Raw genomic sequence first — 17,318 nt, 5'->3', positions numbered from 1 at the left:
CTCAACACCGCAGGGACCGCCAGGCGATCTCTTCTGAGAGCGGCGGTGCGAAATTCGTCCACGATAGCGGCGGCATGATGTGGCTGCGGGCGGTTTAAAAGTCGTCCATTTTTTCCTTTCTGCGGTTGCAGGGAGGGCGCGGGGATCTACAGCGTGGAGCTATATCTGAGAGTTCGCCAGGCTTGTGCGGAGAGCATGAGCCAGCGGGAAGCGGCGTGTGTATTCAACGCCTCGCGGGACAGGGTTCGGAAGATGATGTCGTCTTCGGTTCCGCCAGGCTACCGGCGCACGGCCGAGGTCCGGCGCCCGAAGCTCGATCCTTTCATTCCGATTATCAAGGGCTGGCCAAAGGCGGACCGGACCATGCCGCGCAAGCAGCGGCATACGGCGAAGCGGGTGTTTGACCGGCTTCGCGAGGAATGCGGGTTTGTTGGCGGTTAGCGAGGGGCGGCGGCCGGTGTAATTCTCGCGGCCAAGCGAGATGAAGGCGTTGGGGCCGATGGTCATCTCACCGTCGATCCGTTTGATGAAATGCACCCCGAGGAAGGGGTGGCGCGGATCGGGCACCGGGTAGATCAGGCCCTTCACATGATCGCGGAAGGCAGGGTCGATGGTGTAATACTGGCTGAAGAAGGGCAGGATCCGCGGGTCATCCTCATCCCCGGAGGCCTGGGCGAGCCGGTCGGATTGCAGCCCGGCACAAGCAATCACCATCGGCCCGTCCGCGCCATGCACGGCCACACCTGCGGGCCCTCGGCAAGGTGGCTGACTGGTTGCGCGACGGCCGGATCTGAGACCCGGCCGAGGGCGGCCGCCCGTGGTCGAAGCACTGCCGGAAGCCCCCGGAGGCAGATCGGTGGAGGCAGAGAGAGGGTCCGATTGACGAGCGCGGGGCATAAATGTCCGATTCGGACCTTTACTTTGTTCAGCGACCCGCAGATCCCCGGAAAATTCCTCTTGCCGCCTGAATTTATGTCAGTATACACGACCCATATGCGATTCCAGAGATGGAAGCGCCTAGCATTCACGACCCGCAAGCAAGTCGCAGGTCATCCCCTCCAGCCGGATCGGCTCCCCGATCCTTGCCAGACACGTCCGGAGATGTCGCCCATCCGGAACGGTTTGACAGGGACTTCGGGGGATCTCGACCAGTCTGGCAGGGGGAAGACGCTCATGAACCGGAAAGCAGCGCCAAGCGGCCTTTACGACCGCGACGAGGACAAGAGCAGCTGTGGCGTCGGGTTCCTGACCCGCAAGGACGGCCTTCAGACCCATGAGATCCTGACCCTCGGCCATGAGGCGCTTTGCGCCGTGCCGCATCGGGGCGGCATGTCTGCCGAAGGCGTGGGCGATGGCGCGGGCGTTTCCGTCGACCTGTCGCTCGGCTTCTTCTCGGCGCTGACCGGGCAGGAGCTGGAGGCGGGGGCTTTCGGCGTCGGCAACTTCTTCCTGCCGGATGATGCCGCCCTGCACGGGGTGGCCGAAGGGATCGTCACCTCCGCCCTTGCCGATCAGGGGCTGGCGGTGCTGTTGCTGCGCGACGTGCCGGTGGACATCTCGGTGCTGCGCCCGGCGGCGGTGCGCTGCCAGCAGGGCATCCGCCAATGGATCTTTGCCGCGCCCGAAGGGATGCGCGGCGCGGCGCTCGATCTGCGCATCCACCGCGCGCTGCTGACGATCGAGGCGCGGGCCTATACCGACCCGGCGCTCGCGGGGCTTTATCCGCTGTCGCTTTCGGCACGGATGCAGGTGCTCAAGGGGCGGCTGAACTCGGACGAGATCGTGCCCTATTTCCGCGATCTGACCGACCCGTCGCATGGCGTGCATACGATGTATTTCCATACGCGGTTTTCGACCAACACCGACCCGCATCCGTCGATGGCGCAGCCCTTCCGCTTCATGGCGCATAATGGCGAGCTGAACACCGACAAGAAGAACCGCCTGTCAGAGGCTGCGGTGGCGCAGGCCAGGAACAGCACGATTGTCCGGCCCAAGGGCCAGTCCGACAGCTGCCGGCTGGACCAGACGCTTCAGGCCCGCGTGGTCGAGGACGGGCTGGATCTGGTCACTGCCGTGGTGTCGATGATGCCCCCGGCATGGGAGAATGACGATACACTCTCGCCGCAGGTCCGGGCGATGCTGGAATACTTCTCGCTTTACGAGGAAAAGAACGACGGTCCCGCCGCGCTGATCTTCGGCGATGGCCAGATCATCGGGGCGCGGCTTGACCGGCTGGGGCTGCGGCCGCTGCGCACGGTGGAAACCGCCGAATACCTCGCCGTGATGTCCGAGGCGGGGCAGATCGCCTTTCCGCCGAAAAGCGTGCTGGCCCGCGGGCGCATCGAAGCGGGCGGCATGCTGTATTACGACCATGCCGCCGACCGCATCTGGCGCACGACCGAGGCGCTGGAGATGCTGGCCGCGCGGCGCGACTATCCGGCGCTGCTGTCGGCGGCGCGGATACGCCTGTCGGATCTGCCGGAAATCCCGGCAGAGCGGCAGGGCAGCCCGCTGCGCTATGCCGGCGACATGAACCGTCATGCCCGCTATGTGGCCTACAGTCACAATCAGGAAAGCTTTCGCTTCCTGATGGACCCGATGCTGGCCACCGGGGCCGAGAAGGTCACCGCCATGGGTTATGGCAATGCGATCAACGCCCTGTCGGACAACGAAGGCGGCATCGCCAAATATTTCAGCCAACGGTTCGCGCAGGTGACGAACCCGCCGCTCGATTCGATCCGCGAGGCGGACGGGATGACCCTGCGCGTGGCGCTTGGGGCCAAGCCCAATCTCGGCGCGCAGCCCGCGCCGCAGATCGTGGTGAACAGCCCGATCCTGACCCATCTCGACATGCTGAAGCTGCGGGAACAGGCGGCAACCCCAGTGCGCCGCTTCGACATGCTGTATGAGCCGGTCTTTGGCGATCCGGCGGCCAACCGGGCGGCGCTGATCGGCGCCATCGACGGCATCGCCGCCGCCATCGCCGCCTTCGCCGGGGCCGAGGGCGGCATCGCCGTGCTGTCCGACCGCCATGTCGGCAGTGCCCGCGCCGCGATCCCGATGACGCTGATCGTTTCTGCCATCAACCAGAAGCTCATCGAAGAGGGGCTGCGGCTGCGCGTCTCGCTGATCGTCGAGACAGGGCAGATCTCCTCCAGCCACCATATCGCCTGCGCGCTCGGCTTCGGGGCGGCGGCGGTCTATCCCCTGGGCGTGCAGTTCCGCGCCGAGGAGAAATATGGTGCCGAGGCCGACAAGGCGTTCAAGAAATTCGCCAAGGCGGCCGAAAAGGCGCTGATGAAGACCATGGGCAAGGTCGGCCTCTGCACCGTCGAAAGCTATTCGGGCGGCGAGTTCTTCGAGCCCAACTTCCTTGACACCAATGACCCGGTGTTCCGCCGCTATTTTCCCAATGTGAAAACGCCGGTGGGCGGCGTCACCTTCGATGTGGTGGCGCAGGCGGTGGCCGACTGGCACCAGCGCGCGCTGGCGGTAAAGGGCGAGGATGACATTCCCCTGCTTGGCCTCTTCAAGGAGCGGGCCGAGGGCGCGGGCCACAGCTATGGCACCACCGCCGTGCGCGGCTTCGTCGACATGACGGAAGAGGCGATCACCTTCCCCGCTACGGGTGAAGATACCGATCCCCTGCGCCTGATGACGCTGAACCGGCTGGAGGATGCTTTCGGCATCTCGGACGAGGGTTATACCAATACATCCTTCGACCGGCTGACGCCCGAAGCCATCGACAGCTTCCGCATCACCCCCGGCTATCGCGATTTCTCGCGCATGATGGCCGATGAACGCGCCCGCCGCCCCGCCGCGCTGCGCGATGTGCTGGCCTTTCCCGCCGATGTCACCCGCGCCACCGCGCCCGAGGACTTCCGGCGCGAGATGCGGCGTTTCAACCGCAAGGGCAACAACAGCTTTCTGGTCCGGGGCGTGACCTGCGACGATCTGGGGGCCGGACGGTTCCGTCTGGGCCTGACCGGGACACCGGACCTTGCCCGGCTGGACGCGCTGTCGCAAAGCCTGCTGCAAAGGTTCGGGGCGGAAATCACCGGCCACTGGCTGCAAGGCGCCGCCTTGATGATCGAGGCCGGGGGACAGGCGCAAAGCTGGCTGTCGCGGCTGCGCGCCGCGCCCGACAGCATACCTTTGGCCGATGTCCAACCCGCGCATCAGATCACGCCGATGCTCGCCTCCGGCGCGATGAGCCACGGCGCGCTGGTCGCCACCGCGCATGAGGCGGTGGCCCATGGCACCAACATGGTCGGCGGCATGTCGAACTGCGGCGAGGGGGGCGAACATTTCACCCGCTACGGCACGATCCGGGCCAGCCGCATCAAGCAATTCGCCAGCGGGCGCTTCGGCGTCTGGGCCGGCTATCTGGCCGATCCGATGCTGGAGGAAATCGAGATCAAGATCGGCCAGGGCGCCAAACCCGGCGAGGGTGGCCAGCTGCCCGCGCCCAAGGTCACGGTGGAAATCGCCGCCGCGCGGGGCGGCACGCCGGGGGTGGAGCTAGTCTCGCCGCCGCCGCATCACGACACCTATTCCATCGAAGACCTCGCCCAGTTGATCCATGATGCCAAATCGGCCCGCGTGCGGGTGGTGGTGAAACTGGTCTCGTCCGAGGGGATCGGCACGATTGCGGTGGGCGTCGCCAAGGCGGGTGCCGATGTGATCAACGTCGCCGGCAATTCCGGCGGCACCGGGGCAGCCTCTGTCACCTCGCTGAAATACACGGGCCGTGCGGCGGAAATCGGCATTGCCGAGGTGCATCAGGCGCTTAGCGCCAATGGGTTGCGCGATCTGGTGACCCTGCGTTGTTCCGGCGCGCATCAGACCGGCTCGGACGTGGTGAAATCCGCACTGCTGGGCGGCGACAGTTTCGAATTCGGCACGACCGCGCTGATGATGCTGAAATGCGTGATGGCCAAGAACTGCAACGTCAAATGCCCCGCGGGTCTGACCACCAACCCCGAGGCCTTTGACGGCGATCCGCGCGCCCTTGCGCAATACCTTCTGAACATCGCCCATGAAGTGCGCGAGATACTTGCCACCCTTGGCCTGCCCAGCCTGCAAGCCGCGCGCGGGCGTGCAGAGTTCCTGCATCTGCTGGACCACCCGGCCTCGGTCGGGCAGCTGGACCTGCGGGCGATGCTGGCCGAGGTGCCGCTGCTCCATATCGCCGATCCGGTGCGGATGCCGCGCGACTTTGCGCTGGACGACGCCTTTATCGACCTGTTGCGCCCGGCGCTGGAGGGCGGGGCGATGCAGGTCGATCTGGGCGGCAACCTGCATCTGAACAACCGCAACAAATCGGTCGGCGGCCAACTGGCGGTTGATATTGAGCGGATGCTGAACCACGATGGCCTTGCCCCCGCCGCCAGCCTGACCGATGATCGCGGCCGCCGCTTCCTGCGCCCCGGCACGGTGCGGATCGCGACGCAAGGCTCCGCCGGGCAAAGCTATGGCGCCTTCTGCAATGACGGCATGGTCATGGTCCACACCGGCACCTGCAACGATGGCGTAGGCAAGGGCCAGTGCGGCGGCGAACTGGTGGTGCGCAGCCCCGGCGGCGGGTCTGACGGGGCCGAGGGCAATGTGCTGATCGGCAACTTCGCCCTGTTCGGCGCGACCGGCGGGCGGCTTTTCGTCGAAGGTCAGGCGGGCGACCGCTTTGCCGTCCGCAACTCCGGCGCGACGGCGGTGGTCGAGGGCGTCGGGGATTTCGGCGTCGAATACATGACCAATGGCGCGGTGCTGAACCTCGGTAGCTTCGGCAAGGGCTTTGCCAATGGCATGTCGGGCGGCTTTGCCTATCAATACGATCCCTATGACCAGCTGTCGCACAAGGCGAGCCACGATTCCGTGCGGATCGGGCGGCTGGATGGCGGCGAGGAAAGCGTGATCCACGCCCTTGCGGTGCGGCAACTTCTGGAATGGCATCACATTGCGACCGGATCGGCCAAGGCCGAATGGCTTTTGTCCAACTGGGCGCAGGAACAGGGGCATTTCGCCTGGGCTCTGCCCCGCGCCCTGCTGCAATATCAGGATGCCGATGAAATCCTGAAGGCCAGGCCGCGCAAGGATCTGGTCGAAGAACTGTCGCAGGCCCTTGTCACCCATCAGATCCGCAAGCTGAAAAAATCCTGGCGGCGCGGCATCCCGGTGCTGCGCGGCCGGGTGCCGGATTATGGCGAGACCGATACCGAAGAGATGTTCGCGCTGGTCAACCAGTGGACGGTGCTGGAGGCCGCGCAGGCCTTGGCCCGCACGCGCATCAAAGCCCCTGATGACAGTGCCCAGGCCCGCAAGGCCGCCCGCAACCTGATCCTGACCGAGGACTTCGCCCTGATGACGCGGCTTGCCAAACATGCCCGCACGGCGGTGTCGGATTATTCCGACCCCGAACTTGCGGCCTTTGTCGCGCACAAGCGGCTGGCAGATTACAAAGAGGCGCTGAGCTTGCGCAACATCCTGTCGATGGACAGCCCCGGCACCTATGGCTGGATCCTCGATCAGGACCGCAAGAACCGCCGCATCCTTGGCGCGATCCCGTCTTTCGAGGCGCTTTTCGCCCGCACCTCCCTTGCCGATATGACCGGAGCCTGACGCCATGCGCATTCCCTATATCCCCGAGGACGCCCCCTTCACCGGCGATCAGCGCGCCTGGCTTTCCGGCTTTCTGGCGGGCCTGCATTCGCGGCAGGCCATGGGCATGACCACGACAGCCGCCCCGGCGGCCGAGGCAAGGCCGAAAACCCTGCTGAACGTGCTGTTCGGCACCCAGACCGGCAATTCCGAGATGCTGGCCGAAGAGGTCGCGACCCGCGCCCGCGCCATGGGGTTCGAGGCGCGCGTGCTGCCGATGGACGATGTGACGCCCGAGGCGTTGGCCGCCATGCGCCGCGCGATCCTGATCTGTTCGACCTATGGCGAGGGCGAGATGCCCGACAGTGCCGCCCTGTTCTGGGAGGCGCTTTCCGCCACCACCGCCCCCCGGCTGGAAGGGCTGCATTATGCCGTTCTGGCGCTTGGCGACACCGGCTATGACGGCTTCTGTCAGGCGGGCAAACTGCTGGACATAAGGCTCGCGCAGCTCGGGGCACAGCGGATCGCCGAACGGATCGACTGCGATGTCGATTACGAGGCTGCCGCCCATGGCTGGATCGCCACGACCTTGCCTCTGGTCGGCGACAGGCAGGGCGAGGCCGGGCCGGAAACGGCGACCACCGTTGCCCCCGGCCCCGGAAAACCCGGCTACAGCCGCAAGGCGCCCTATGCGGCGCGGCTGGCCGTGAACCGGCGGCTGTCGGGCGAACGGTCCGCCAAGGAAATCCGTCACTACGAATTCGACCTCGGCGGCTCCGGGCTGGCCTATGAGGCCGGGGATGCCCTGGGGGTGGTGCCGGTGAACGATCCGGCTCTGGTCACCGCAATCCTCGACCATACCGGGGCCGGGGCAGAAACCCTGGTCGCCGGACAGGACCGGCCGCTTGGCGCGCTTTTGTCCGACGCGTTCGAGATCGTCACCCCCTCGCGCGAGATGGTGGCCGCAATCGGCGCGCGGGCGGAGGATGAGGAGCTGTCGCATGTTCTGGCCGGCGGCGACCGCGAGGCGCTGGACGCCTGGCTTTGGGACCGTGATCTTCTGGACCTGCTGCGCATGCTACCGAAAGGCGACATGGATGCGGACACGCTGACAGGTCTGCTGAAACCCCTGCAACACCGGGCCTATTCGATCTCGTCCAGCCCGAACGAAGCCCCAGGGTCGGTGCATCTGACCGTGGCCTCGATGCGGTGGAACGCGCAGGGCCGCGCGCATGGCGGTGTCTGCTCGACCTTCCTGGCCGATCGCGCCGGGGAAAGCGCGGGCATTTTCGTGCAGCCGAACAAAAGCTTCCGCCCGCCAGCCGATGACGATGCACCGATGATCATGGTCGGCCCCGGCACCGGCATCGCCCCGTTCCGCGCCTTCCTGCAAGAACGCCGCGTCCGCGGGGCCAAGGGCCAGAACTGGCTGTTCTTTGGCGACCAGCACCGTGAAAGCGATTTCATCTATGACGGCGAATTGTCGGAAATGGCGGCGCAGGGGATCTTGACCCGGCTCGACCTTGCCTTTTCCCGCGATCAGGCCCAGAAGGTCTATGTCCAGACGCGGATGCGGGAAAACGGCAAGGCGCTGTTCTCCTGGCTGGAGGAGGGCGGATGTTTCTATGTCTGCGGCGATGCGACACGCATGGCCCGCGATGTGGATGCCGCGCTTCACGAAATCATCGCCACCCATGCGGGCATCAGCCCCGAGGCCGCGACAGAATATGTCAACGGCCTGAAACGCGCGAAACGCTATCTGCGCGATGTCTACTGACGGCAGGGCCACGAACCTGGTGGTATCGTCATGATCGTCCTGCACCCTTCGCCCCTGCCAGCCAGAACCCGGTCGCCCCGGATCGGGCCGGAACAGGCCGACCCGCCCCGCACCCTGACCGCGCTGCTCGCAAGCGAACAGGCCGCCGGGGCGGCGGTGCAAGCCATTGCCGCCGATGCCGAAACGCTGGGGATGGTTTTGCCGATGTTCGACAGGGTCTCGGCCACGACGGCCGGACCGCATGCCCTGCTCAGCGAACGGGGCGGCTATGCGCCCGTCCGGCTGGCCGGCCAGCGCCAGCCGCCGATGCACAAACGGATTTTCCTGCGACTGGCTTCCGGGCGGGGGGAACGTGTGGTGATGACAGCCGCCGATCCTGCCCGTCGCAGGCCTGCCGGACTGCATCTTTTCGCAGCCGATGGCCAGCTTTGCCACCGGACCGAGATATCTGCACCAGAAGATCTGCTTGTGCTCGCCGGTCTGTGTGCGGAACTTGCCGACGGGCCTGTCGCGGCGCTGCCGCCCGGCGGGGTGCCCCCTGCCGCGGAACCGTCGCGCGCGCCTGTCTCCATCCCGCTGATCCGCCACACCCGGTCCGAGTGGCCGGGCATGACCGAGGCGATGCATCTGGACGAAATCCTGCTGGATGGCGGCGTGGGCCGGGCGGCATGCTTGCGCCATCTGGGGAATGCTTTCGCCCGGCCTGTGCCGCCCGGACGCCTCACCCCGTTTCTACACCATCTGGCCGGGCATCGCGTCGCCTTCCGCCGCATCGTGACCCGCCCCGGCTGCCTGCAATCGCATAGCGGCGCGGCAGAACTTGTTCCGACCGGCAACGACCTGCTGCTGCTGCGTTCGAAGGCCAGCCTGTTCGCGCTCGACAATACGGCGATCACCGCCTGTTGGCTGACGTGGTGGGATCTGGATGGTGATCCCCGCGCCGTGGTCGAGGTCTATGGCGGCGATGGCCTCTGCCTTGCGCTGCTGACCGGCCGGGCGGAATCGGCACAGGAAGCCGAACTCTGGACCCGTCTTGCCGGATTGCTTGCCGCGCGTTGAACCGGCATCCTGTAGCAGTAGCGTCAAGCCCATGGCACTCCCCTGCGGCAGCGCCAGCACAAAACGGCTTTCGGCGGGATAGCGGATGATATGCGGGGTGATGCCTGCGCCCAGTCGCAGAACTCATCGGCGAGGATCACACCTCGGCCCCGCGTTCGCTACCCGGACAGCGCCAGGGACACCCCGCGCAGGTGGGCCTCGATCTCTGCAACCATCCTGCTGAACCCGGGATGCAGGCGACGCTTGTGCCCTCTGCTGCCCAGACTGCCGGGGTCGACTTCCGCAAAAGACCCAGGCCCGCCCCTCATCAGCAGGATCTCGTCGGCCAGCACCAGCGCCTCGTCGATGGAATGGGTCACGAACAGCACGGCGCGGGCGGGTTCATCGGCCAGCAGGCGCAAAACCTCGTCCTGCATCTCTGCCCGGGCCAGCGCGTCCAGGCTGGCAAAGGGTTCGTCCATCAGCAAAAGCGGTGCCCCGGTCGCGAGGATCCGCGCAAGGGCAAGGCGTTGCTGCTGGCCGCCGGACAGCTCCTCGGGCCAGTCCTGCGCCCGGTCGGCAAGGCCCACCCGTGCCAGAAGTGCTGCGATCCGTTCGGCCCGCGCCAAGGCGGAAAGATGCGGCAGGACCAGCCCCAGGTTGTCGCTGACCCGTCGCCAAGGCAGCAGACGGGGTTCCTGAAACAGCAGCGCGGTGCTGCGGCCCGGCCGGGGCGGCTGCCCCGCCACCCGGATCCGGCCCGCCCGCGGCGCCAGAAGCCCCGCGACCAGCCGCAGAAGCGTGGTCTTGCCACAACCGGAAGGGCCGAGGATCACCGTGATCCGTCCGGGCGCGAGCTGTAGCGAGGCCTGATCCAGAACCCGTCGCCCCTCCCACGCATGGGAAAGGCCCTCGACATCAACCAATGGCGCGGGAAGGCTCATCTGCTGACCGGATCGCCCAGATCCGAGGTGCCGATTGCCGCCAGAACCCGGTCCATCGGCGCCAGATCGAGCCATTTCGCCGGGTCGACCAGATATTCGGAATTCTGCTCCAGCCCGCGGCCATACCAGCTTTGGGCGAACAGCATCTCGGATTTCTGCACGCCGCCATTCACCGTCCAGATCCCGCTGAAATAGGGCGAAATGGCCGTCAGCGTCTCAGAGGCGACATCGGGACGGGCCTTCTTCAGCGCCTCGGCCCAAAGCGCCGGATCGGCGGCATAGTCACGCGCGGCCAGCGTCAGCGCGGTCAGCACCTTGTCAAGATCATCGGCCCGCGTGGTCAGGGTCACGCGCTGCACGACATTGACCTTGGACACGACGGGGGCGGCAGCGAAGTAATCCTCGACCCCGATCAGGATGTGCAGATCGTCGCGTTCCGGCAGCGACAGGAAGGCGCCGATCGACAGCGTGGTCGCATCGACGCGCCCCGCCATCAGCGCCTGCCCGCGCGCGGCGGGCTGGCCCAGCGGCACCTGCGTCAGGGCCTCGACACTGACCCCGCGCGCCGCCAGAACCGCAGCCGAAAGCGTCTGGTCAAGGCTGCCGGGCTGGCCGATGCCGAAGCTGTGGCCGGCGAGCCCCTCCAGCGTCACATCCTTGCGCGCCGCGATCACGTAAGGCAGCGACTTGGCCGAGGAATGGACGGCAACCACCTCATCCGCGCCCTCGCGGTGCAGGTTCAAAAGCGCCTCGAGCGAGATGTTCGCCATATCACCCGCGCCCGAGCGCAGCGCCGCCACCGCCATAGGCGTCTGTTTGACGGGGATGATCTCGACCTCGACGCCCGCGCGGTCGAAATAACCCTCGCTCTGCGCCAGCCAGAGGATCGAATTCGGCACCAGCGGCACCTCTTCCTCGGTCACGATCAGGCGGAAGGGATCGGCAAGAACGGGGCCAGCCAGAAACAAGGCAACGGCGGCAAGGATCGGCAGACGCATGGCAAAGGTCCGGTCACATCAGGAATTCGGGAACAGCCGGCGGCGTGCCGGCGGCGGGGTCAGGGCGCGCTCGATCAGCGACAGCGCGCCGGTGGTGGCGGTGCCGATCAGGGCGAAGGTCAGCACGATGACCAGATAGGGGCCCATCCGAAAGCTGTTGCCGAAGGAAATCAGCAAGGCGCCTAGGCCCGTCATCGCCATGTAGATATCGGCGATCACTGCGGTGACAAGGCCGGTCGTGGCCCCCAGCCGCAGCCCCGCCATGATCGGATGGAAGGCCGCGGGCAGCAGGATGTAGCGCAGCCTCGCCCATGGCGACAGATCGAACGCCCGCGCCATTTCGGCCAGTTGCGGGCTGGCGCCACGGAACCCGGTGTAGCTGTTGATCAGGATCGGCATCACCGCGCCAAGCATGACGATCAGCATCTTCGCCCCGTCGCCAAGCCCCGCCCAAAGGATCACGAGAGGCATCAGGGCGATCAGCGGCGTCGCGGCCAGAGCATTGACGAAAGGGTTGAGGCTGCGGCCCAGCAGGGGCAGCGCGCCCATCGCCAGCCCAAGCGGAATGCCGATCAGTGCGGCCATCGCAAGGCCACCGAAATAGACCCGCAACGTTTCGCCAAGCGCACGCAGATAGTCCTGTCGGGGCGCGGTCAGCAGATCGGCCAGCGCATGCGAAACCTCGCCCGGAGTGGCGAAAAAGCCGCGCGGCAGCGCCTGGGCCAGCAGCGACCACAGCCAGAACAGTGCGGCCAGCAACGCAAGGCGCAGCCACAGATGCGCCGGGCGACCGGCGATCCAGCGGGCGGCCTCAGCCAGCCCCAGACCGATATCCGCGATTCCGGCGCGCAGTTCCGACAGCCGCGCGGGCCCGACCGGCTCTGCGCGGGTCGGCGGGGCGGATCGGGACGGATTCTCGGGGGGAGTGGGAGGCGTCATCATCCCTCTCTTCGCTCAGATCAGAATGGTCCGGGGCCGGAAGAGCCGGCCCCGGATTGGCTTAGTTCGCGTCGGGCAGCGCATAGGCGATGATATAATCGCCCCGCGCCGCCGACTGACGGCCGCCGCCCGCCGATATGACGACATATTGCTTGCCGGTTTTTGGCGACTTGTAGCTCATCGGGCCGCCCTGGCTGCCGACAGGCAGCGCGCCTTTCCAGACTTCCTTGCCGGTCGCGGCATCCCAGGCCCGCAGGTAGAAGTCCTGCGTGCCCGCGAGGAACACGAGGCCACCTTGCGTCGCCAGCGAGCCGCCCAGCGTCGGCAGGCCGACCGGAAGCGGCAGGCCCATCTTCAGCCCCAGCGGGCCGGTCTCTTCGACCGTGCCGACCGGCACCTGCCAGGCGATCTTCTGGGTCTTCAGGTCGATTGCCGTCAATGTGCCGAAGGGCGGCGCCTGACAGGGCACGCCAAGGGCCGAGAGGAAGCGGTTCTTCACCACGGCATAGGGGGTGCCGCCCAGCGGAACCTCACCCATCGCGGCATTCGGCGCCTCGCCCCCGTTCGAGAGCTTGGCGCGCTGTGCCTGCGGGAACATCTGGATCCAGAGGCCAAGCCGCATGTCGTTGACGAACAGCAGGTCGTTGTTCGGATCGACCGACACACCACCCCAATTCATCCCGCCGAGCGAGCCGGGGAAGCTGAGCGACAGATCCGTATCCGGGGCGGTGAACAGCCCATCGTAACGCATCGAGCGGAAGCTGATGCGGCACAGAAGCTGGTCGAAAGGCGTGGCGCCCCACATGTCGGATTCGGTCAGCGTCTGCGCCCCGATCTGCGGCATGCCGACCGAGAAGGGCTGGGTTTTCGCATAGGGCTCGTCAGGGATCGTCGCGGCTTTCACCGCACGCTCCTCGACCGCGGTCAGCGGCTGGCCGGTCTTGCGGTCCAGCACGAAGATCTGCCCCGCCTTGGTCGCGAATACCAGCGCCGGAACCGATGCGCCATCCTTGGGGAAGTCGATCAACGTCGGCGCCATCGGAATGTCGAAATCCCAAAGGTCGTTGTGGACGGTCTGATAGACCCATTTCTCATGGCCGGTGGTCGCATCCAGCGCCAGGATCGAGGCGCCGTATTTGTGATCCGCCGCCGTGCGGGTGCCGCCGTAAAGGTCGACCGAGGGCGAGCCAATCGGCAGGAACACCGTGTTCGAGGCCGGATCCCAGGTCGTGCCGGCCCAGACGTTGGCCGAGGACCGCGAATAGATCTCGCCCGGGGCCAGAACCTTGTTTGGATCCTCCGAGCCGGTATCAAAAGCCCAGCGAAGCGCGCCGGTGACCACGTCGAAGCCACGGATCACACCGCCGGGCATATCGACCTGCACGTTGTCGGCCACCCGGCCGCCGATCACGACGGTGGTGCCGGCAACAGTCGGGGCCGAGGTCAGTGTGTAAAAGGCCTTGTTGGCGACATCGCCGATGCCTTCCTTCAGATCGACAACGCCATTGGTGCCGAACTCGGGGCAGAAGGCGCCGGTATCGGCGTTGATCGCAAAGAGCCGCGCATCGATGGAGTTCATCAGGATGCGGCGCTCGCAGGTCGCGCCCGCCGGCAGCGAGACTGGGGTGACCGGGGTCGAGCCTGCATCGGCGGGCTGCACCAGAGGTGCGGTCACGTCGAAATAGGCCAGACCACGGCAACGCTCCCAGACGCCGCCAACAGTGGCGTTGATATCCGTGCGCCAGAGCTGCTCGCCGGTATCGGCGTCAAGCGCGATGACGTTGTTTTTCGGCGTGCAGACGAACAGCTTGTCGCCCACTTGCAGCGGCGTCAGCTGATCCTCGGCTCCTGCCCCGGTCGAGATCGGAATGTCGCCGGTCCGGAAGGTCCAGGCGACCTGAAGCTTGTCCACGTTGCCGGTGTTGATCTGGTCAAGCGCGGCAAAGCGGTTGCTCTCGACCCCGTTGCCGTAATGGGCCCAGTCCTTTTGCTCGGTCGCGGGCGTTACCGGCACATGGGTCGCGACGGGGGCTGTGGCCGCCACTTCGGGATGGATCTGGAACATCGAGGCAATGCCGGCAGCCCCGGCCAGTGCCAGAACCGCCCCGCCGGCCAGCGACAAGGCCGTCCGCGCGGGCTTGCCCACAGCGCGGTTCAGGATCGGAAGGGTGGCCATGACCACCGCCGCGCCGATCGTCATCGCCAGAAGGCGCGAGATCAGGCCCCAATACTGGAAGCCCACATCCCAGAACGACCAGAGGATCGTGCCGGCAAAGGCCAGCAGGAACAGCCAGGCGCCCGAGGGCTTGCCGCGCAGGATCTGGATCGCCGCCACAAGCAGCACCAGCCCGGCGGTCACGAAATACCAGCTGCCGCCAAGGGTGATCAGCCGGACCCCGCCGATCACGAAGAACATGCCTGCGGCTGCAATTACGGCACCCAGTAGCCATGTCCAGAGTTTTGCCACCGTGCCGGGTGGCTTTGGATCTGTCGTCATCGCATTTCCTTTGACCTGTTGCGGGGTGGCGTATCTTTCTGCTGCTGCCGCGAGTTGTCTGTATCTACATTCCATGGCGGAACGTGTCCATCGCGGCACGGGGATGCACCACGAAACCCGAAGCCTGCCGCCATACGGGTGTTCCCATGCCTTCATCCGGCAGAGGCATGCCAGTTTTCCAGGCCCGGACCGCCATTGCACGCCAAAGCGCCCGGCCGCCCGGCCCCCGCCGGGTTCCCGGCAGGGATCTGAGTATGGGGGCCGAGCTGCCAAAGGGCGGTCCGGGTCGGGGCTTGTGGCGCATTAACCTCACAATTGTTTGAAAAGTCAGTAAAATCCTGGATTTTTACGCCACGCATGCGGGAAAACCGCCACCGAGGCGATACCCTAATAGACAAGGCATTCTACCCCGCCGAAGTTCCAATACCAGCCGGTGCCCTTGGCGCTCATCTGCGCGAGGGCCGCGACAGCCATCAGGCCGATGGAAACAAAGGAGGCATATTGCACCGCGACCCCCGCCAGCAGGGCGAGGCCGACCGTCATCTCCATCACCCCGGCAAGGATCGCAAAAAAAACTCAGGCGCGGGAAAGCCGGCTGCCGTAAAGAACCCCACCGTGCCGGAGAACCCGGTGATCTTGCTCAGCACATGGGCAGATAGAAAAGCCGACGCAAAAGCGCACCAGCGTCATCGGTTGCGGGGCTCTGAGGTTCGGCTGTTCGAGCTACCACTACAAATCCCGCCTCACTGATCCGGCAGAGTTGAAACGACGGATCAAGGAGATCTGCGAAACGCGTGTGCGCCAGCGCGGGATCAGTTTCCGTCTCGCTGGAAGGCATGCATACCGCCGCGGGAGAGGCCGCCGATTTCAACCGGGAACATGTCCAGGGCGAAGGAAGGGACATGGCCGGGCTTGTCCCAGACTTCACCGAGGGCGCGACGCATGGCTATTCCCCCGCCGGCATGCGGGCACTGGTCGATGCCGGCTATCAGAAGAATCTCATCCCGTCCTGGCTCGGCCGCGAAAGTGCTGGTCGTGACGCGCCGCCGGCGCGGATCGGCGGGCACGTTTTCACGGGCCAGGTGAAAGAGGACGGATAGGGCGGAATTCAGACATTCCACCTGCTGCGATACTCCGCCGTCCCAGGTTGCATTGAGCGTTCCTCGGGAGAGTCGCGGGTGAACAACACTAGGTCATCTTGATCCACCATTGCGCTGGTCAGGCCGATTCCGTCGTCATCGATCCTGGGCGGCGGAAAGCATGAGACCACCGCACCGAACGCGGCAAAACCCGCGAAGACCAGGAACGCGACGTTCATCGCAATACCAGCGAACAGGAACAGCACCGCGACAGCAAGGAACGTTCCGGCCAGACCGGGCCGGGCGACCGGCAGGCCGAGCGTGACCCTTTTTGCGGGGTGACCCGTAACCGCGCCCACGGGGCGTATCGCGCCGGGCAGCCGAGGGATCCGATTTGTTTCAGTCCGCGCCGTCATGGGTCGCAGTCTCGCATCAATAGGCAAACGGGTCCAGCGGAGAGCGGCGTTGATGTGGCTTGGCGGCACGGCTCTGTCCAGCGCCATCTGTCGGCTAGCCGCATCCTGAACTCCGTGCTGACGCACTTGCAAGCCCCATGAGTTGGCGGTGCGCTTGCGAAGAGAAGCGTTGCTTCGGGACACGATTGCTCTTCGGGTCATTACCGACATCCCTTGTTTGCAAGGGCTTTATCGGCTATATATCAGGATATAGAATGAAGGCCCGCCATGAGCAATGCCGCACAGAAGAGAGCGATCGAGAATTACCGGGCACGGCTGACGCAGCGCGGTTTCAAGCGTTTCGAAGTTCTTGCGCTGGAATCCGACCGTGAGCTGATCCGGTCGCTTGCCCGTCGACTGGCGGAGGAGGGGCCGGAAGCAGAGCAGGCGCGGGCTGCGGTCAAGGCAGCCCTCGTTGCAGATGAGTCGCCGAAATCCGGTGGCGTCCTGTCCGCGCTCCGCCGGTCGCCCCTGGTCGGTGCCGATCTCGACCTATCTCGCCCGCGCGAGGAAGGGCGCCGGGTCGATCTGTGACGCGCTTTCTTCTTGACACAAACATCATCAGCAATGTCGTCAAGCCGCAGCCCTCCGAAGCGCTGCTGGCCTGGTGGGCGCAGCAGCGCGACGAGGACCTGTTCATCTCTGCCTTGACCATCGCCGAGATCCGGCGTGGCATTCTGGAGAAGCCGCGGGGGAAAAAGCGCGATGCACTCGACGCCTGGTTCTCGGGGCCGGAGGGGCCGCAAGAGCTGTTCGCCGGCCGCATTCTGTCGTTCGACGACAAGGCGGGGCTGATCTGGGCGCGACTGATGGCTGACGGCAAGGCAGCCGGCCGGCCGCGCAGCGCGCTCGACATGACCATTGCGGCCGTTGCCGGCGCAAACGGTTGTGTGGTCGTCACGGACAATGAGAAGGACTTCGCCGGCCTTGAGATCGTCAATCCCCTTAATGGAAGAGGCTGATGCCCCAAGGGCTTGGTTACCCGCAACAACAT

Annotated in this window: 13 protein-coding genes and 3 pseudogenes; 8 read left to right on the top strand and 8 right to left on the bottom strand. The window is 65.9% G+C overall.

The window, feature by feature from the left end; genetic code table 11:
- Positions 1-195 precede the first annotated feature (195 nt).
- Positions 196-438 (top strand): annotated as a pseudogene (locus tag QM682_RS16210) (IS21 family transposase); the annotation flags it as partial.
- Positions 439-474: 36 nt separating this feature from the next.
- Here QM682_RS16210 and QM682_RS16205 read toward each other — a convergent pair.
- Positions 475-897: pseudogene (locus tag QM682_RS16205) on the bottom strand (FAD-dependent oxidoreductase); the annotation flags it as partial.
- 276 nt (positions 898-1,173) lie between these two features.
- Here QM682_RS16205 and QM682_RS16200 point away from each other — a divergent pair.
- Genes QM682_RS16200 through QM682_RS16190 form a run of 3 tightly spaced genes read left to right on the top strand, consistent with a single transcriptional unit; the run spans position 1,174 to position 9,433 of the window.
- A complete protein-coding gene (locus QM682_RS16200) occupies positions 1,174-6,618 on the top strand; it encodes a glutamate synthase-related protein (protein ID WP_415131574.1) in 5,445 nt (1,814 codons plus the stop codon).
- A 4-nt stretch (positions 6,619-6,622) separates the two neighbouring features.
- A complete protein-coding gene (locus tag QM682_RS16195) occupies positions 6,623-8,374 on the top strand; it encodes a sulfite reductase flavoprotein subunit alpha (RefSeq protein ID WP_415131572.1) in 1,752 nt (583 codons plus the stop codon).
- A gap of 30 nt (positions 8,375-8,404) precedes the next feature.
- Positions 8,405-9,433, top strand: coding sequence for a hypothetical protein (locus QM682_RS16190; RefSeq protein WP_415131570.1), 1,029 nt, complete (start codon positions 8,405-8,407; stop codon positions 9,431-9,433).
- Positions 9,434-9,591: 158 nt separating this feature from the next.
- On the opposite strand, the gene QM682_RS16185 is transcribed toward QM682_RS16190, so the two are convergent.
- The 6 genes from QM682_RS16185 to QM682_RS16160 all read right to left on the bottom strand — a co-directional run bounded on the left by QM682_RS16185 (position 9,592) and on the right by QM682_RS16160 (position 15,437).
- Positions 9,592-10,356, bottom strand: a complete 765-nt coding sequence (locus tag QM682_RS16185; RefSeq protein ID WP_415131568.1) for an ABC transporter ATP-binding protein — start codon at positions 10,354-10,356, stop codon at positions 9,592-9,594.
- Positions 10,353-11,354, bottom strand: coding sequence for an ABC transporter substrate-binding protein (locus QM682_RS16180; RefSeq protein ID WP_415131566.1), 1,002 nt, complete (start codon positions 11,352-11,354; stop codon positions 10,353-10,355). Before QM682_RS16180 ends, QM682_RS16185 begins: the two co-directional genes overlap by 4 nt.
- Before the next feature lie 18 nt (positions 11,355-11,372).
- Entirely contained in the window at positions 11,373-12,293 is a 921-nt protein-coding gene (locus tag QM682_RS16175; RefSeq protein WP_415131564.1) for an ABC transporter permease, read from the bottom strand.
- Positions 12,294-12,354: 61 nt separating this feature from the next.
- On the bottom strand, positions 12,355-14,790 hold the full coding sequence (locus QM682_RS16170) for a membrane-bound PQQ-dependent dehydrogenase, glucose/quinate/shikimate family (RefSeq protein WP_415131562.1): 2,436 nt from the start codon (positions 14,788-14,790) through the stop codon (positions 12,355-12,357).
- A gap of 387 nt (positions 14,791-15,177) precedes the next feature.
- Complete coding sequence (locus QM682_RS16165) at positions 15,178-15,333, bottom strand: hypothetical protein (RefSeq protein WP_415131560.1); 156 nt, start codon at positions 15,331-15,333, stop codon at positions 15,178-15,180.
- Positions 15,334-15,338: 5 nt separating this feature from the next.
- Positions 15,339-15,437 (bottom strand): hypothetical protein, encoded by a 99-nt coding sequence (locus QM682_RS16160; RefSeq protein WP_415131558.1) that lies wholly within the window; start codon positions 15,435-15,437, stop codon positions 15,339-15,341.
- 14 nt (positions 15,438-15,451) lie between these two features.
- Between QM682_RS16160 and QM682_RS16155 the strand changes: the two are divergent.
- Positions 15,452-15,592, top strand: a pseudogene (locus tag QM682_RS16155) (IS3 family transposase); the annotation flags it as partial.
- A gap of 100 nt (positions 15,593-15,692) precedes the next feature.
- The gene (locus tag QM682_RS16150; RefSeq protein ID WP_415131556.1) at positions 15,693-15,890 is read left to right on the top strand and encodes a hypothetical protein; all 198 of its coding nucleotides are present in this window, start codon (positions 15,693-15,695) and stop codon (positions 15,888-15,890) included.
- An 8-nt stretch (positions 15,891-15,898) separates the two neighbouring features.
- Here the strand turns inward: QM682_RS16150 and QM682_RS16145 are convergent, their stop codons facing one another.
- Positions 15,899-16,486, bottom strand: coding sequence for a hypothetical protein (locus QM682_RS16145; protein ID WP_415131554.1), 588 nt, complete (start codon positions 16,484-16,486; stop codon positions 15,899-15,901).
- A 66-nt stretch (positions 16,487-16,552) separates the two neighbouring features.
- Here QM682_RS16145 and QM682_RS16140 point away from each other — a divergent pair, with 66 nt between their 5' ends.
- On the top strand, positions 16,553-16,858 hold the full coding sequence (locus QM682_RS16140) for a hypothetical protein (protein ID WP_415131552.1): 306 nt from the start codon (positions 16,553-16,555) through the stop codon (positions 16,856-16,858).
- On the top strand, positions 16,855-17,286 hold the full coding sequence (locus QM682_RS16135; protein ID WP_415131550.1) for a PIN domain-containing protein: 432 nt from the start codon (positions 16,855-16,857) through the stop codon (positions 17,284-17,286). Before QM682_RS16140 ends, QM682_RS16135 begins: the two co-directional genes overlap by 4 nt.
- Positions 17,287-17,318 lie beyond the last annotated feature (32 nt).

The sequence above is a fragment of the Paracoccus sp. (in: a-proteobacteria) genome (assembly GCF_047605025.1).
Lineage (GTDB): Bacteria > Pseudomonadota > Alphaproteobacteria > Rhodobacterales > Rhodobacteraceae > Paracoccus.
The sequence above is the reverse complement of the archived record's forward strand: the minus strand, read 5'-3'. Positions and strand labels throughout refer to the sequence as shown.